Genomic DNA, 15,264 nt, shown 5'->3' with positions numbered 1-15,264 from the left:
TGCCCGAATCCGGCACGGCGACAAGACGAAAGTGCGGATTGGAGCCATGCGTGGTCACACCGGTTGTTGTTCGCAGCGCTACGGCAGCTCAATTCCGTCATCCTGAGAGTCTGACTCATAAATCACCCAACCTTAGCTGCAGCCGCGAGTCTGCGGGTCAGGAGCCTGATGTGTGCAATCAGCAGCCAGGCAGCTTCGGTTGCCACCGTCGCCTCGAAGTCCTTGGCGAGGCGGCGGCATCTGCCGAACCAAGCGAATGTGCGTTCAACCACCCACCGCCTCGGCAGAAGCTGGAAGCCTTTGACGCCTTGAGGCCGCTCGACGATCTCGACAGTCCATGGACCGCAGTCTGAGAGCGCGTCGAGGAGTTGATTTCCGCGGTAGACCCGGTCGGCAAAGACGTGGCGCAGCCGGGGGAAGTTCATCCGCACGTTCTTCAGCAGCGGTACGGCGCCATGGCAGTCCTGAACGTTGGCCGGATGAACATGAACCCCGAGGAGGAGGCCATTGGTATCCGTCACAATGTGCCGCTTGCGGCCGTAGATGCGCTTGCCTGCATCGTAGCCGCGCGGTCCGCCAGCTTGCGTGGTTGGCGCACTTTGACTGTCGATCACGGCTGCCGTCGGCTTCGGTGTCCGTCCAAGCTTTTTTCGCGCCCGTCGGACAAGCACGCTGACAATCCTCTGCCACCGGCCTGTATCCCGCCATCTATAAAAATAGCCCTGCACCGTCGAATAGGGCGGGAACTCCTGCGGCAACGCCCGCCACTGGCAGCCGGTCGAAACGATATAGAGGATCGCTTCGATCACACGACGCAGCTCCGTCTTACGCGGCCGGCCGCGCCGGTTCGCTCGCGGCAACAGGCGTCTGATCAGCGCCCACTCCGCATCGGTCATATCGCTTGCATAACGCAGATCGTCCCGCCGATATTGCTCCCGAGTGATCTTGGTCCAGGGCATCGTGCTCTCCCTCGAATCTTTGCAAATCCGATGGAATCACACCCCACTGAGATCACTCACCCATTTTTCAGTCAGGCTCTGAGGAGCGCGGAGCGCGTCTCGAAGGATGCGCGGCCCGGCTGTGGCCGATTCATCCTTCGAGGCTCGCTCCGCTCGCACCTCAGGATGACCGGGATGGGTCTTCGTCGGCCCGCCGCCTATTTCTGCGGCCCCGACAGCGAGATGTCGCGCTCGGCGCGAAACACGTTGCTGTAGAGATTGGCGATCCATTGCCGTCCGCTCGAGGTGATGTTGAGGTAGCGGATCGCCTTCTGCACATGCGGCGCGACGCTGTCCCAGTAGAACCGCGGATAGCGCTCGACGAGATCGGCCGGCGAATCGTAGCCGAGCTGGCGGTTCAGTCCGGCCTCCTCGAATTCGATGTACAGCGCGTTGGCCTTGCGGATGTAGTGGGGGTCGCCGAGCTGGCCGATCAAATCGGCGGCCCGCAGCAGGGTGGCCTCTTCGCCGAAATCCTCATCGTCATCAGGGGCGCTCAGCGGAAAGCGGGTGCCTTCGATGGCACGCACAATGCGCTCCTTGTCGAGCAGGGTGACGCCCTTGAGCCGCTCCATCACGAAGATCTTGGAGCGGTCGACGTGGTAGGACATTAGTGCCGCATCCGACGAGCCGCGCGGCAGGATGATCTTGCGGCCGTCGGCCTCGACCAGATAGCCGTCCTGGCCGTCGGCCTCGAACAGCCCGCGCACATAGCCGATGTCATGGGTGAGGCAGGCGATGATGACATGGGCATAGTCTTCGGCGCTCATATGCGAGTGCAGCGCGCGGCCGCGCAGGATGTCGTGGCCGGCCAGCGTCACCAGCATGGTGTGCTCGACATTGTGATAGAGCGCGTCGCTGTTGCCGATGCATTCGAGCGCGATCCGGGCGATCGAGGGCACCATTTCCACCAGCTGGGTCTGCGAAGAGCCGAACCGGCGCTGCATGTACTCGCCGAGGAACTTGCCGAGCGCGTCGGCCGCTAGTTCTGGAAGGGTCATCACGGCCTTGACCTCCGAGAGCTGACCTGAGCTTACGGCTCGGCGGTATTTCAGGCTAGTCCCGCGATGTGACATAATCGTTGCGGCCGGACCGATGTGGCGGGAGTGACGGGCTTTGGGCGGGGGCGGGTGATGGGTGTCGATCTCTTGAACGTCAAAGGCTTGAACGAGCTGGACCGCGAGGCGCCGGTCGTGATGGTCAATCTGATGCGGTTTCGCGCGCGGTCGCTCGACGGCGAGGGCTCGGGCTGGGATGCCTATTTGCGCTACAGCGCGCTCACCGTCCCGATGATCAAGGCGCGCGGCGGCACGCTGCTGTGGACCGGCAGCGCCGAGACTGTCGCGCTGGGCGAGCCGGCCGGCCAGCGCTGGGATTATCTCGCGCTGGTCTACTACCCGAGCGTCGCCGCCTTCATCGACATGATGACCTCGGCCGACTACGAAGACCGCTGCGACCCGCATCGCCGCAACGGCTGCGAGGAGCACGTCATCATTGCGACGCGCGAGGCCTACAGCAAGTTCAAGCCTTCGTAGCACCGTCACCCTGAGGAGGCCGCAACGCGGCCGTCTCAAGGGTCGACGGCCCGGCTGGGGCCGATTCATCCTTCGAGACGCCGCTTCGCGGCTCCTCAGGATGACGGGTTGATTAGCGGTGCCAGCGCCGCGTGGCAGGCGCTCTGCACGACACGGCAGACATCATCGCTCGACCGCCCCCCGCTCAGCGACGCGAAGGTCGGATAGCTCGTCAGTGCGAAGATCAGGTCGACGGCGTCGCTGCGGGCCTGCTGTGATGCGCTCTTGCCCGCGATGCGGTCGATCAATGCGGTGACGCCGCGGCGGCGGCGCTCGTTGCGCTCGCGCACGGCCTCGGCGAATTCGGGATCGGTCGCCATCGCGTCATGCAGCCGGCCGACCGCGGAATCCCGGCTCCAGAATCCGCAGAAGATCTCCACCATCCGGTCGAGCGCGGCGCGCGGATCGGCCATCGTCATGGCGTCGGCGAGCTGGTGCAGCCCGCCATGGCGCGCGATCTCGTCGAACACCGCCTCGAGCAGCCCGCGCCGCGAGCCGAACTGGTTGTAGACCGTCAGCCGGGTCACGCCGGCCGCTTTCGCCACCGTATCCAGCGAGAAGCGCGCGATGCTCTCGTCGCGCAATGTGCGCGAGGCGGCCTCGATCACGCGCTCGCGCGTCTCGGCGGCGGCGGCGCTGCGCGCCGGGCTCACATAGCTGCGCGGCGGCATCGGTTTGCCTTGCTTTCGTCAGATTGACTATACATTATGTATATCTAATTTCAATGCCCATCCGGAGCGACATCATGCAGACCGCCCTCATTATAGCGCTGTCCCTTCACGTCCTGTCATCGGTGTTTTGGGCCGGCTCAAGCTTCACCCTGGCGCGCACCGGCGGCCTCGGCGGCGAAAAGCTGCTGTTTCCGCAAATCGGCGCCGCGACGGTCGCGATCGTGACCGGCGGCACGCTCTGGCGCCTGGTCCACGAAGGCTCGTTCGGGCTGTCGGAGCAGATTCTGGCGGGCGGCGCGATCGCGGCGCTGGCCGCGATCGCCGTGCAGGTCATCGTCGGCGGCGGCGCGGTCCGGCAACTGCGCAGCAGCGCGGGCGATACCTCAGCCGCGCGCTCGCGCCTGGCGGTCGCCCAGCGCATCGCCGCCGGGCTGCTCGCGATCACCGCGCTGTGCATGGGCGCGGCGCGCTATGCGTGAGCCTGGAGCCTTTCCCGTTCCGATAGAATCGCAACGGGGCTCTAAAGCGCGATGAGATTGGGTTGAATCATCATCGCGCTTTAGCTCCTTGTTTGAGCATGATCTTTTCGGAAAACCGCTTCGCACTTTTCCGGATCATGCTTTGGACTCTTGTTGTGACGCGTTTTCTTCATGCGAACCGGTATCCACTTCGCTCGAAAACGCTCTAGAACTTCCGCACCAGGTCCGGGGTGATCTCTTTCAGGCTGCGGATGCCGAGCAGCGCGAGGTCGCGGTCGATCTCGGCATGCAGCAGCGAGATCGCGCGCGCCACGCCGGCCTCGCCGGCGACCACGGCGGCATAGAGGAACGGCCGGCCGACCCAGACGAAGTCCGCGCCGAGCGCCAGCGCCTTGATCACGTCGGTGCCGCGGCGGATGCCGCCATCGACCATCACGGTCATGTTGCCCTTCTGCGCCGCGATCTCCGGCAGCGTGCGCAAGCCGGAGACGGTGTAGTCGAGCTGGCGACCGCCATGGTTGGAGACCATGACGCCGTCGCAGCCATGCTCGCGCGCCAGCCGGGCGTCTTCCGGCGCGATCAGTCCCTTCACCACGAGCTTGCCGGGCCAGCGCTTGCGGATCAGCTCGACATGCTTCCAGGCCAGCTGGTCGCGGCTGCCGATGTTGCGCATCAAATTCTTGGACAGCACCGGCGGGCCCTGCTTAGCGTCCATGTTCTCGAAATGCGGCATGCCGTGGTTGAACACGGTGCGCGCCCAGGTGTTGAGCAGCCAGTCGGGATGGGTGATGGTGTCCCAGAACACCCGCGGCGTGATCTCGAGCGGCACCTGGAAGCCGTTGCGGATATTGTTCTCGCGGTTGGGCGGCACCGGCACGTCGGCGGTGACGACGAAGGTGTCGTAGCCGGCGGCGGCGACGCGGTCGACCAGCGGCTCGATCCGCTCGGGAAGGCCGGCGAGATAGGCCTGATACCAGGCCGAAGGATTGGCGGCGCGAACGTCCTCCAGCGTGATCAGCGAGGAGGCCGACAGGATCATCGGAACGTTGGCGGCGGCCGCGGCGCGCGTCAGCACGATGTCGCCGCGATAGGCGCACAGCGCGGACGAGCCCATCGGCGGAATGCCGAACGGCGAGGCGTAGGTCTTGCCGAACAGCGTCGCGGTCTGGTCGCGGCCGGAGACGTCCTGCAGCACCCGCGGCACGAAGCCGTATTCCTCGAACGCCCGGCGATTGTCGGTGCGGGCCATATCGGTCTCGGCGCCGCCGGAGATGTAGCCGTAGAGGAATTTCGGCAGCAGCCGGCGCGCCTGCGGCTCGAAATCGTGGAGCGTGAGATAGCGCCGCAGATGCCGCGGTACGGCGGGTGCTGCGCGGTTGACGGTTACGGGAGGCGGAGAGGGGGCTGCGGTCCGGTCGTGCACGTTGAGCGTTTCCGTTGTTCTTGGTTCTTGGTCGGAAGGCCAGACTAGAGCATGATCCGGAAAAGTGGATACCGGTTTTCCCTCGCGACAAACGCGGAACGCGTTTGCGCGGAGATCATGCTCAAACAAAGAGATGAGATCATGATGCGATTCCATGCAAACGCATCATGATCTAGCGCCTGCCGGCGGGCCCGACAAATTTCTCGTTGAACTTGTTGACGGACTGGCTGACGTCGCTGAGCGTCTTGCGGGTCTCGGCGATCATGGCGCTGGATTTCTTGTCGAAGCTCTGGATCAGCTCGCGCAGCGAGATCACGGTCGGCAGCAGCTCGCCGCCATATTTGTCGCTGCCGAAGCTTTTCAGGAACTTGTCGGCCGAGTTCATCTTGGCGTCGACCGCGCTGATGCCGTCGTCGGCGGCGTCGATGAAGCCGGCGATCAGCTCGCCATTGCCGGACAGCGAATTGGTGAAGTTCTCGAGCCCGAGCAGCGAGTCCTTGATGTCGGCCTCGTTCTCGCTGATGACGCGGTCGACATTGCGCAGCGCGACCCGCAGCTTCTCCTGGATCCCCATCGTGCCTTCGGCGTCGGCCGTCAGTTCGGGAATGCCGTCGGCGCCGAGCGTCGGCGGCGGCGCATCGTCGGTGCCGCCGGTGAAGGAGATCGAGGCGATCCCGGTCAGGCCCTGGAATTCGAGGCCGGCCTGGGTATCCTTCTTGATCGGGGCGTTGCCTTCGATCCGCGTCATCGCCACCACGCGGTGCCGGTCGAGCCTGATCGAGACCACCTCGCCGATCCGCACGCCGGCGAAGTTGACGCTGCCGCCGCGGCGCAGGCCGGAGGCCGAGCCCTCGAAGATGACGCGGAACGGCACCATCCGCTTGATGCCGGCATAGCGCTGATAGCCCAGCCAGCCGCCGAGCGAGCCGGCGACCAGGGCCAGCGTCAGGGTGCCGATCAAGAGATTGCTGGCGCGCGCCATGCGTAAAACCCGTCTGCGAAGCAGACCTGAAGAGATAGCGGATTTGCCGCCGATAGTCACCGCGGGCTTTCCTTACCTCGCCCCGCTTGCGGGGTCGAGACGAGCGAAGCTCGCTCTTAGAGGTCGGATCGCATGCAGCGCAGCGGAATGCGGTCCGGGTGAGGGGAGTCTCCGCGCATTCGTCTCTCGCCGTCCTCGCGGAGCGAGCCCCTCACCCCAACCCTCTCCCCGTAAGAACGGGGAGAGGGAGAGGAGAATTACGCGCTCTGCTTCCGCGACGCCGCGAACACGCCGGCCAGCACCAGCGCGAAGCCGATGAAGTGGAAGGCCTGCGGATGCTCGCCGATGAACACGATCGACATGATGGTGCCGAACACCGGAACCATGTGGAAGAACGGCGCGGCGCGGTTGGCGCCGATCAGCTGCACACCGCGGTTAAAGCACAGATAGGCCAGTGTCGAGGGGAACACCGCGACATAGAACAGCGACAGCAGATTGTTGATCGTGAGCTGCATCACCGGGCGCGCGCCGAGTTCCCAGATGTAGAGCGGGATCAGGACCAGCGCGCCGCAGCCGAAGGTGAAGGCGGCGACCGACAGGCCGTGGATCTTGGGCCGCTTCAGGGTCAGCACCGAATACAGCGCGAAGATCACCAATGCGACGATGAAGATCAGATCGCCCTTGTTGAACTCGATCTTCGACAGCGTCGTGAGATCACCGTGCAGCAGGATCACCAGCACGCCGGCGAGCGACAGCAGCACGCCGAACAATTGCGCCAGCGTCAGCCGTGCGCCGAGCAGGATCAGCGACCACAGCGCGACCACCAGCGGTGCCGCGGATTGCAGCAGCAGCGTGTTGAGCGCCTGGGTGTGCTCCAGCGCCCAGTATTGCAGCGTATTGAAGGCGCTGATGCCGGTGATCGACATCAGCACCATGATGCCGAGATTGTTGCGGATCACGGGCCAGTCGCGGACGAGGTGCTTCCAGGCAAACGGCAGGATGATCAGGAATGCCGCCGACCAGCGCAGGAACGACAGCGTCACCGGCGGAATGTGGCCGGCGGCGAGGCGGCCGACGATCGCATTGCCGGCCCAGCATGTCGCGGTGATGCAGAGCAGCAGATAGGGCTGGTTGGCGATCCAGGAGCCGGCCGCAGGCGTTGATGTGGTGGAATCGGAGGCAGACATGAAGAGGGCCCGGGTTCACGACGCCGCGGCCTGCCCGGCTGGCACCGCCGGGCCGGTATGGATCTCCCCGGCTCGGATCACAGACACGGATTTCGTCATTCCATCAATGGGGATAGACGCATCGCGACCATGCGCGAAGTGCCCTTCCGTCATTCCGGGGCGCGACGAAGTCGCGAACCCGGAATCCAGAGGTCGTGGATCGAGATTCCGGGTTCTCGCTTCGCGAGCCCCGGAATGACACTGAGTGAATCACACGTCAGAGACATACCACCTAGCCGGTCTCCGGCGGCGTGGTCTGGCGCTTGACGATCTGCTCGGCGAGCTCGATCAGGATCCGCTTGGTGTCGGGGTCCTGCACGTCGCGAAACACCCGCAGCATGCGCAGTTCGAGCAGGGACTGCAGCGACTCCGCCGTCTGGCCGGCTTGCGTCGGCGCTGCCGTGACCGGCCGGCGATTGAGGATGTCGGCGGCGATTCCGAGCATCTCGGCTACGGTCGCCAGGCGACCGGTATCGATCTTCACCGTGCCGTCGACGCCGTTCTTTTGCAGAGAGGCGCCGGCGCACAGGATCTCGGCGAGATCCGCCTGCGACAGCCCGATGGCGCGCCAGCGCGCCTGCACCAATTGGTCGATTTGGTCGTCCTGTGATGTGCTCATGATGCGTTCAGACCATCTCCAGCTAGGTCCGTGGACAGCATTTCCGCTACAAAAGTTGGTAGCAAATGAACCGGCGGTTCGTCGCGATGGGACTTCTACGGATCATGCGGCTGGACAACGGGTCCTGCCGTACCGGGCAACGTGCAGGATGATCCGCGCCTCGACGCCGGCCGGGCAGTCGCGCCGGACGAGCACCGGAGTGGGCACCCTGGTCCGGGATGCTCGCATCAGCGTCATCCGGCCACGGCCCTTATTATCAAGACCGTGCGCGAATGCAATCAGGGCGCGACAGGGGAGATGAACCCAACCCGGATGAGTGACCGCGCCACAGATCGCGGTGCTTGGTCCTGGCAGGGCGATGCGGTCGGCATGGCGGCAGCTCCGGGAGCGCCGCCATGGCTGCGCGGCGCCGCTCACAAATCGATGATTCCGAGCGCGATGCTCTTGGCCACCCCATGGGTCTTGTTGGATGCCTCGAGCTTCCGCAGCGCCTGCTTGATGAAGCCTTCCACCGTCTCCGGCGAAATGCCGAGGATCTGCGCGGTGTCGGCCACGGTCTTGCCGCGCGCCGCCCAGGCGATCACTTCCTTTTCCCGGCCGGTGAGCTTGATGGTTTCGGCGGCGTCCGCGGGCTTGAGGATGGTCGGCGCGTTGCGCTGGTCGCGGTTGACGATGTCCATCGCCCGCTGCACCCAATAGATCATCAACAGATGCAGTTCATGGCGATGGCAGACGAACAGCTTGTCGAAGTCGCGCGGCTCGTCTTCCCAGAAGAACACCGTCGAGCTCGAATGCACCGCGCCGAGCCGGTCGCGATAGTGGAAGGGAACGACGAAGCCGTCCTTGAATCCGAACTCCCGGGCGGCATCCATCGTCTTGACCTCGGGCGGTCGCTTGCGTCCGCTTCGCTCCGGCAGCTTCAGGCTGCTCCAGCTGAACGGCGTGTTGGTGCGTCGTGACCGCGCCAGCGCCGGATCGGCATGAACGAACTCGTTCTGCACATACGCCCGCTTCCAGGCGTCGGGAAATGTGCCGATATGATAGGGCAGATCAAGGTCGGGCCGGCCGGCATCGACAAAGGCAAAGCCCGAGAAGCCGTAATTCTGGACAACGCGATGCAATGACGAGCTGAGCTCGTCGATGGTATCCGACGCCTCGATGGTCGAAATCGCGTCTACCAGGCCCATTGACGAAAACCCCCGGTTTTAGGGGGTACCACAGTTAACCCCTTTTGTTCCAGATGTTCCCGCATTTGGAGGAAGGGACAAATGCTTCATTCATTGGACGGCTACCACGCCCTCATTACCAGGGAAGAGCTTGATCCGGCGCATGTCGGGGCGATGTTGCGGCTGCGCAAGCGCCTGTTCGTCGACCATTGCGGCTGGCTCCTGACCACGGTCGGGGATGTCGAACGCGATCAGTTCGACTGCTGGTATACCGAGCACTGCCTGTTGTTCTCCGGCGTCGAGCTCGTCGGCGGCTTCCGGGCTATCCGCACCGATTATCCCTATCTCACCAAGTCGGTCTTCCCGCAGCTTGCGCTGCGTCGCTTTCCGACCAGCCGCGACGCGTGGGAGATCAGCCGTTTCGGCGTGCTGCCGAACGTCGCGAGGTCGCAGGCCGCACGCGTGAACTACGCGCTGATGTTCCGCTTCGCCGAGCTGCGCGGAGCGAAGGCGCTCGTCGCGCTGGCCGACCTCTCCTATGAGCGTTTTCTCACCCGGATGGACATCCGCACCCGCCGCTACGGCCCGCCGCAGGTGATCGGCAATGATCGCATGGGCCGCCCGCTGACGGCGCTCGCCGGAGAAATTCCGCTCGGTCTCGCCGCCAATCCCGGCCTGACCAAATTCCTCGACCTTGGACGGCAATTGGAGATCCACGATGCTTCACATGTTCTCGGACGTTCGAGCATTCCAGCGTGATCCGCTGCGTCTGCTGCTGACGCGCGGCAACGAGTCCGCGCTGGGGCTGGTGCCGTTGCAGCTCGGTCCCGCGCCGGTGTTCCTGGTGAACGATCCGGATCTGCTGCGCCCGATCCTCAAGGCGCCGGAGACCGACATCGGAAAGGGCAAGCTGATCAAGAAGCTGACGCCGGTGCTCGGCCGCAGCTCGCTGATGCTGAGCGGCGAGGAGCACAAGCGGCGCCGAGCGGTGCTGCAGAAGCACATGGCCAAGGGCAGCGTCGAGAAATTCCTGCCGCATATGTGCGCCGAGATCCGCGCGGTCGGCGCCAGCCTGGCGCGGCTCGGATCGTTCGATCCGCACCATGTCACCGCGATGCTGGCGCTGCGGACGATCTGCGTCGCGATCTTCGGCTCCCAGGTGATGTCGTCCGGCGACGAGGAAGCCCTGGTTCAGGCGGTGGGCGCGATCGAGGACGATCTGGCGGAAGAGATGTTCCGCGCGTTGCCGTTCGGTCCGGTGGCCTGGTATCGGCGGCGCAAGAACCGGGTCTGTGCCAAGCTTGCGATGTCGACGGTGGTGCAACGTCTGCGCCGCAAGGCCGGCTCGAGCAGTGCGCTGCGCGATCTCGAGGCGCTCGGCCTGACCGATCGCGATCTCGAGGATGAGATCCTGACATTGCTGCTGGCCGGCCATCACACCACGGGTTCGACTGCGGCGTGGATGTTCTACCAGATGGCCGCCGATCCCGCCCTGATGGACGAGATTGCCGACGAGGCGGCGGAGTGCCTCGGCGACGACGGCGAGCTGCGGCTCGAGGCGGTGAAGCGCGCCAATCTGAGCGCGACGTTGGTCAAGGAGGTCTGCCGGCTCTACCCCAGCGCCTGGTGGTTCTCGCGCGAGGTGATGCAGCCGGTGACGATCGGCGGGCGCGATCTCAAGGTCGGCACCTCGCTGTTGATCTGCCCCTGGCAGCTGCAGCGCGATCCCCGGCATTTCGAGGATCCGGACCGCTTCCTGCTGACGCGGCGCTACAACACCGACGCCTACATCCCGTTCGGCGCCGGTCCGCGCGCCTGCGCCGGGATGGGGGTTGCGATGCTCGAGCTGCAACTGCTCGCGCTCGAGATCGCCGCGGCCTATCGCTTCACCGGCGTCAGCCCGAATCCGGCGCCATGGCCGAAAGCCTCGGTGACGCTGATTCCCCCGCCGATGACCATCGACATCGAAATCCGCGAGATGCGCCCGCGCATCCCGCATCTCGGCGACGAAGCCGGGCATCTGCCGTACATCCCAACCGTGGGTGCGGCGTCCATCAGCACACTACAATCGGTATCCCAATGACAACTCAGCTAACAACGGCCGGCGCCGGGCAAAGGGCCATGGATCAAGTGCAAGTGCGCAGTTTGCGCGACGTCATCGCTGTCTTGATCGAGCAGCGCAGCATCGTGAGGGCGGCCGGCGCAAGCTTCGCCGCGCATCTGCTCGACCTCGCGATCATGCAGCTGCGGCTCAACGTCAACGATATTACGGCCGAGGAATTATCCGGTCTGTCCGACTTCGTCGGCGCGGAGTTCATGAGGGACAAATCCTCGCATTGATCGCGGCGGCCGGTCTTCGGATCAGTCTCGCGCAGGATCGGTCTCGCGCAGGCTCAGCCTTGCGTAGGATCAGTCCTGCGTCGCCACCAGCGCCTTCATCGTGGCGCCGGCGGCAAGCGCGGCGTCGTTCGGATCGATCTCGATCTGCAGGCCGCGCTGGCCGCCATTGACGAAGACCGTGACGTGGGTGAGGGCGGTCTCGTCGATCGCGGTCGGCACCTTCTTCTTCTGGCCGAACGGGCTGATGCCGCCGACATGATAGCCGGTCAGCCGCTCGGCATCGGCCGGGCGCATCATCCTGGCCGACTTGCCGCCGAGGGCGGCGGCAAGCTTCTTCATGCTGACCTCGCAGTCGGACGGCACCACGGCGCAGACCGGCTTGCCGTCGACCTCCGCCATCAGCGTCTTGAGCATGCGATTCGGGTCGACGCCGAGCGCCTCGGCCGCCTGCAGCCCGATGCTCTCGGCGCTGGAATCGTAGACATAGGTGTGAAGCTTGAAGGCAATGCCGAGCTTGCGCAGCGCCATCGTCGCTTGGGTGGAATTGGGCATGGACCCTGCCGGTTAATCTAGGTGAATGATCGCCGTAATAGGAGCTGCGATCAATCCACAGCAGGTCCGGCGTCACGTTGCCGTAACATTAAATTCCCGCCAGCCCGGTGCGGCCGGGCGCAGCATGGAATTTAATGGGGATATCAAAGGGTTGTAGGTCGTCTAAAAGGCGTAAACGAGCCCCTTCTTGCTTGCGCAGCCGAGCCGCTTCCTTTATCCGGTAGGCGCCTTGCGTGCGCGCGGCCGGGCGCCGCGATTTAGGCTGGGCATATCAATGCAGGTCGCTGTGGGCGGACGCGTTTTCGCCGCGATCATGGTCTGAAACACCTGAAGGGAACATCTTCGCAATGGCCAATGTTGTCGTCGTCGGCGCCCAATGGGGTGACGAAGGGAAGGGCAAGATCGTCGACTGGCTGTCGGAACAGGCCGACATCGTCGTGCGCTTCCAGGGCGGCCACAATGCCGGCCATACGCTCGTGATCAATGGCGAGACCTACAAGCTGGCGCTGCTGCCCTCCGGCGTGCTGCGCCCGAACAAGCTCGCGGTGATCGGCAATGGCGTGGTGTTCGATCCGCAGGCCTTCCTCGACGAAGTCGCCAAGCTGAAGGGGCAGGGCGTGGCGGTCGGACCGGACAATCTGCGGATCGCCGAGAACGTCACGCTGATCCTGCCGCTGCATCGCGAGCTCGACGCCTTGCGCGAATCGTCCAACGCCATCACCTCGATCGGCACGACCCGCCGCGGCATCGGCCCGGCCTATGAGGACAAGGTCGGCCGCCGCGCCATCCGCCTGATGGACCTCGCCGACCTCGACACCCTGCCGCACAAGATCGAACGCCTGCTGGCGCATCACAATGCGCTGCGCCGCGGCCTCAACCTCGCGGAGATCGACGGCAAGAGCATCCTGAGCGAGCTGTCAGCGATGGCGCCGAAGCTATTGCCCTATGCCGAGACGGTGTGGCGGCTGCTGGACCTCAAGCGCCGCGAGGGCAAGCGCATCCTGTTCGAGGGCGCGCAGGGCGCGCTGCTCGACGTCGACCACGGCACCTATCCCTATGTGACGTCGTCCAACACAGTGGCGGCGCAGGCCGCGACCGGCACCGGCCTCGGCCCGGGCGCGGTCGGCTATGTGCTGGGCATCTGCAAGGCCTACACCACCCGGGTCGGCCAGGGTCCGTTCCCGACCGAGCTGAACGACGAGGTCGGCGAGGAAATCGGCCGTCGCGGCAAGGAATTCGGCGTCAATACCGGGCGCAAGCGCCGGGTCGGCTGGTTCGATGCCATGCTGGTGCGACAGACTGTCCGCACCTGCGGAATTGCCGGGCTGGCGCTGACCAAGCTCGATATTCTGGACGGGTTCGACAGCATCAAGGTCTGCATCGGCTACAAGCTCGACGGCAAGGAGATCGACCATCTGCCGGCGGGCGAGGGCGCGCAGGCCCGGGTCGAGCCGATCTATGAGATCATCGAGGGCTGGAAACAGCCGACCGCCAATGCGCGGTCCTGGGCGGACCTGCCGGCCCAGGCCATCAAGTACGTTCGCCGGGTCGAGGAACTGGTGGGGTGTCCGATCGCCCTGCTGTCCACCAGCCCGGAGCGTGAAGATACTATTCTGGTACAGAATCCGTTCGAGGCTTAACGGGATATTACCTATATCCCTCCAATTGTGTGGAAATGGCTGACTACTACCCGCTGATCGCCCGTGCCATCGCCGGATTGGACCCCAACGCCCCCGGCGAAGCCCGCCGTGCGCTGTATGCGCGGGCGCGAACGGCGTTGATCCAGCAGCTCCGCGGCGTGCAGCCGCCGCTCTCCGAGTCCGAGATCACCCGCGAACGGCTGTCGCTGGAAGAGGCGGTTCGCAAGGTCGAGTCCGAGGCCGCGCAGCGCGCCCGCGAGGCCTCGCGCCCCGGCGGTGCTGCCGCCGCTGTCCGCGGCAGCCGCGCCAATGCCCGGCCGCCCGAGGCCAGTCCCGCCGACACTGCCGCGCGCCCGCGGCCCCCGGCCGACCCCCGTCCGCCGCGCAATCTGCGCCCCGACACACCGCTGCCGGCCCCGCCGCGGCCGCAGAACCCGCCGGTCCCGCCCGAGACCCAGGCGCCGCCGGCCCGGCCGGGCCCGCCCCGCCGCGGTCCGGAAGGTGCGCCGCCGCCGGTGCCGCCGGCCGCGCCGGGCGTGCGCGGCTTCCGCGACATCACCGCCGATGCCGACGATCTCGGCCGTGCCGCGGCGCAAGCCAGCCGCAACGCGCGCAAGACCTACGCCAACGTGCCGTCGCCCTCGCCGGAATTCGATCGGCTCGAGCCGAGCCTTGAGAATCGCGGCGGCGATCCCGAGGCGCCGTATTCCTACGACGAGTCGATCGAGGAGGCCGAGCGCTACACCCCGCAGCCGCCGCAAGGTCCGCCGCCGCAGCGGTCGCGGGCCGGCAACGGCGAGCGCGAGCCGAAGAAGCCGCCGCGCGTCGGCTCGATGTTCCCGTTCAAGACCGCGATCGTGATCGGCATCCTGCTGATCCTGGTCGGCACCGGCATCCTGTTCCGGCAGCAGGCCATGACCCTCGTCAGCAGCCTGCTCAAATCCTCGGCCCCGGTCGAGGCGCCGAAGGATGCCGCGTCGACGCCTGCGAGCAAGAAGATCACCGACCGCGTCGGCCAGCCCTCGTCGTCGGGCGAGACGGTCGCCCCGGTGGCGCAGCGCGTGGTGCTGTATGACGAGGACCCGTCGGATCCGAAGGGCAAGCAGTATGTCGGTTCGGTGGTCTGGCGCACCGAGCAGGTCAAGGGATCGGGCAACCAGAAGCCCGACATCGCCGTGCGCGCCGACATCGACATTCCCGATCGCAAGTTCAAGATGACGATGTCGTTCCGCCGCAACACCGATTCATCGCTGCCGGCGAGCCATACCGCGGAATTGACCTTCATCCTGCCGCAGGACTTCGCCAATGGCGGCGTCGGCAACGTGCCGGGCATCCTGATGAAGTCGAACGAGCAGGCACGCGGCACGCCGCTGGCCGGGCTCGCGGTCAAGGTCACCGACGGCTTCTTCCTGGTCGGCCTCTCCAATGTCGACGCCGACCGCTCGCGCAACCTGCAGCTCCTGAAGGAGCGCTCCTGGTTCGACGTGCCGCTGGTCTACACCAACCAGCGCCGCGCCATCATCGCGATCGAAAAGGGCGCCCCCGGCGAGCGAGCCTTCAACGAGGCGTTCGCGGCGTGGGGTGAGTAGCGGCC

Annotated in this window: 16 protein-coding genes; 7 read left to right on the top strand and 9 right to left on the bottom strand. The window is 65.5% G+C overall.

Annotated features, from left to right (window positions below):
* Positions 1-122: 122 nt before the first annotated feature.
* Both ACVW1B_RS29160 and ACVW1B_RS29155 read right to left on the bottom strand, forming a co-directional pair.
* Positions 123-959: an IS5 family transposase gene (locus ACVW1B_RS29160; RefSeq protein ID WP_253608194.1), complete on the bottom strand. Its 837-nt coding sequence runs from the start codon at positions 957-959 to the stop codon at positions 123-125.
* A 197-nt stretch (positions 960-1,156) separates the two neighbouring features.
* Positions 1,157-2,002, bottom strand: coding sequence for a metal-dependent phosphohydrolase (locus ACVW1B_RS29155; protein ID WP_253606901.1), 846 nt, complete (start codon positions 2,000-2,002; stop codon positions 1,157-1,159).
* 129 nt (positions 2,003-2,131) lie between these two features.
* Here ACVW1B_RS29155 and ACVW1B_RS29150 point away from each other — a divergent pair, with 129 nt between their 5' ends.
* Positions 2,132-2,533 carry a DUF1330 domain-containing protein gene (locus ACVW1B_RS29150; RefSeq protein WP_253606902.1) on the top strand — a complete coding sequence of 134 codons (402 nt, stop codon included), beginning with the start codon at positions 2,132-2,134 and terminating at the stop codon, positions 2,531-2,533.
* 95 nt (positions 2,534-2,628) lie between these two features.
* On the opposite strand, the gene ACVW1B_RS29145 is transcribed toward ACVW1B_RS29150, so the two are convergent.
* Positions 2,629-3,243 (bottom strand): TetR/AcrR family transcriptional regulator, encoded by a 615-nt coding sequence (locus ACVW1B_RS29145; RefSeq protein ID WP_253606903.1) that lies wholly within the window; start codon positions 3,241-3,243, stop codon positions 2,629-2,631.
* A 74-nt stretch (positions 3,244-3,317) separates the two neighbouring features.
* On the opposite strand from ACVW1B_RS29145, the gene ACVW1B_RS29140 reads away from it, so the two are divergent.
* Positions 3,318-3,722 carry a hypothetical protein gene (locus ACVW1B_RS29140; RefSeq protein ID WP_076830096.1) on the top strand — a complete coding sequence of 135 codons (405 nt, stop codon included), beginning with the start codon at positions 3,318-3,320 and terminating at the stop codon, positions 3,720-3,722.
* A 205-nt stretch (positions 3,723-3,927) separates the two neighbouring features.
* On the opposite strand, the gene ACVW1B_RS29135 is transcribed toward ACVW1B_RS29140, so the two are convergent.
* From ACVW1B_RS29135 to ACVW1B_RS29115, 5 genes are all read right to left on the bottom strand, one after another.
* Positions 3,928-5,145, bottom strand: coding sequence for an alpha-hydroxy acid oxidase (locus tag ACVW1B_RS29135; protein ID WP_253606904.1), 1,218 nt, complete (start codon positions 5,143-5,145; stop codon positions 3,928-3,930).
* Positions 5,146-5,317: 172 nt separating this feature from the next.
* Positions 5,318-6,127 (bottom strand): MlaD family protein, encoded by an 810-nt coding sequence (locus tag ACVW1B_RS29130; RefSeq protein WP_225161409.1) that lies wholly within the window; start codon positions 6,125-6,127, stop codon positions 5,318-5,320.
* A 257-nt stretch (positions 6,128-6,384) separates the two neighbouring features.
* Complete coding sequence (locus tag ACVW1B_RS29125) at positions 6,385-7,314, bottom strand: DMT family transporter (protein ID WP_028343500.1); 930 nt, start codon at positions 7,312-7,314, stop codon at positions 6,385-6,387.
* Between the two features lie 271 nt (positions 7,315-7,585).
* On the bottom strand, positions 7,586-7,972 hold the full coding sequence (locus tag ACVW1B_RS29120) for a hypothetical protein (RefSeq protein ID WP_028343499.1): 387 nt from the start codon (positions 7,970-7,972) through the stop codon (positions 7,586-7,588).
* A gap of 413 nt (positions 7,973-8,385) precedes the next feature.
* Positions 8,386-9,159 carry a helix-turn-helix transcriptional regulator gene (locus ACVW1B_RS29115; RefSeq protein WP_016842683.1) on the bottom strand — a complete coding sequence of 258 codons (774 nt, stop codon included), beginning with the start codon at positions 9,157-9,159 and terminating at the stop codon, positions 8,386-8,388.
* 81 nt (positions 9,160-9,240) lie between these two features.
* Between ACVW1B_RS29115 and ACVW1B_RS29110 the strand changes: the two genes are divergently transcribed.
* Genes ACVW1B_RS29110 through ACVW1B_RS29100 form a run of 3 tightly spaced genes read left to right on the top strand, consistent with a single transcriptional unit; the run spans position 9,241 to position 11,478 of the window.
* A complete protein-coding gene (locus ACVW1B_RS29110; protein ID WP_168857556.1) occupies positions 9,241-9,897 on the top strand; it encodes an acyl-homoserine-lactone synthase in 657 nt (218 codons plus the stop codon).
* Positions 9,857-11,221, top strand: coding sequence for a cytochrome P450 (locus ACVW1B_RS29105; RefSeq protein ID WP_456822605.1), 1,365 nt, complete (start codon positions 9,857-9,859; stop codon positions 11,219-11,221). Before ACVW1B_RS29110 ends, ACVW1B_RS29105 begins: the two co-directional genes overlap by 41 nt.
* 38 nt (positions 11,222-11,259) lie before the next feature.
* A complete protein-coding gene (locus ACVW1B_RS29100; RefSeq protein WP_016842680.1) occupies positions 11,260-11,478 on the top strand; it encodes a hypothetical protein in 219 nt (72 codons plus the stop codon).
* A gap of 69 nt (positions 11,479-11,547) precedes the next feature.
* Here the strand turns inward: ACVW1B_RS29100 and ybaK are convergent, their stop codons facing one another.
* Entirely contained in the window at positions 11,548-12,030 is a 483-nt protein-coding gene (gene ybaK / locus ACVW1B_RS29095; RefSeq protein ID WP_028333475.1) for a Cys-tRNA(Pro) deacylase, read from the bottom strand.
* 347 nt (positions 12,031-12,377) lie between these two features.
* On the opposite strand from ybaK, the gene ACVW1B_RS29090 reads away from it, so the two are divergent.
* A complete protein-coding gene (locus tag ACVW1B_RS29090) occupies positions 12,378-13,670 on the top strand; it encodes an adenylosuccinate synthase (RefSeq protein ID WP_456822604.1) in 1,293 nt (430 codons plus the stop codon).
* 35 nt (positions 13,671-13,705) lie between these two features.
* A complete protein-coding gene (locus tag ACVW1B_RS29085; RefSeq protein WP_253606908.1) occupies positions 13,706-15,259 on the top strand; it encodes a hypothetical protein in 1,554 nt (517 codons plus the stop codon).
* Positions 15,260-15,264 lie beyond the last annotated feature (5 nt).

Source organism: Bradyrhizobium sp. USDA 4502 (genome assembly GCF_054063355.1).
This window is presented reverse-complemented; position numbering and strand designations above follow the sequence as displayed.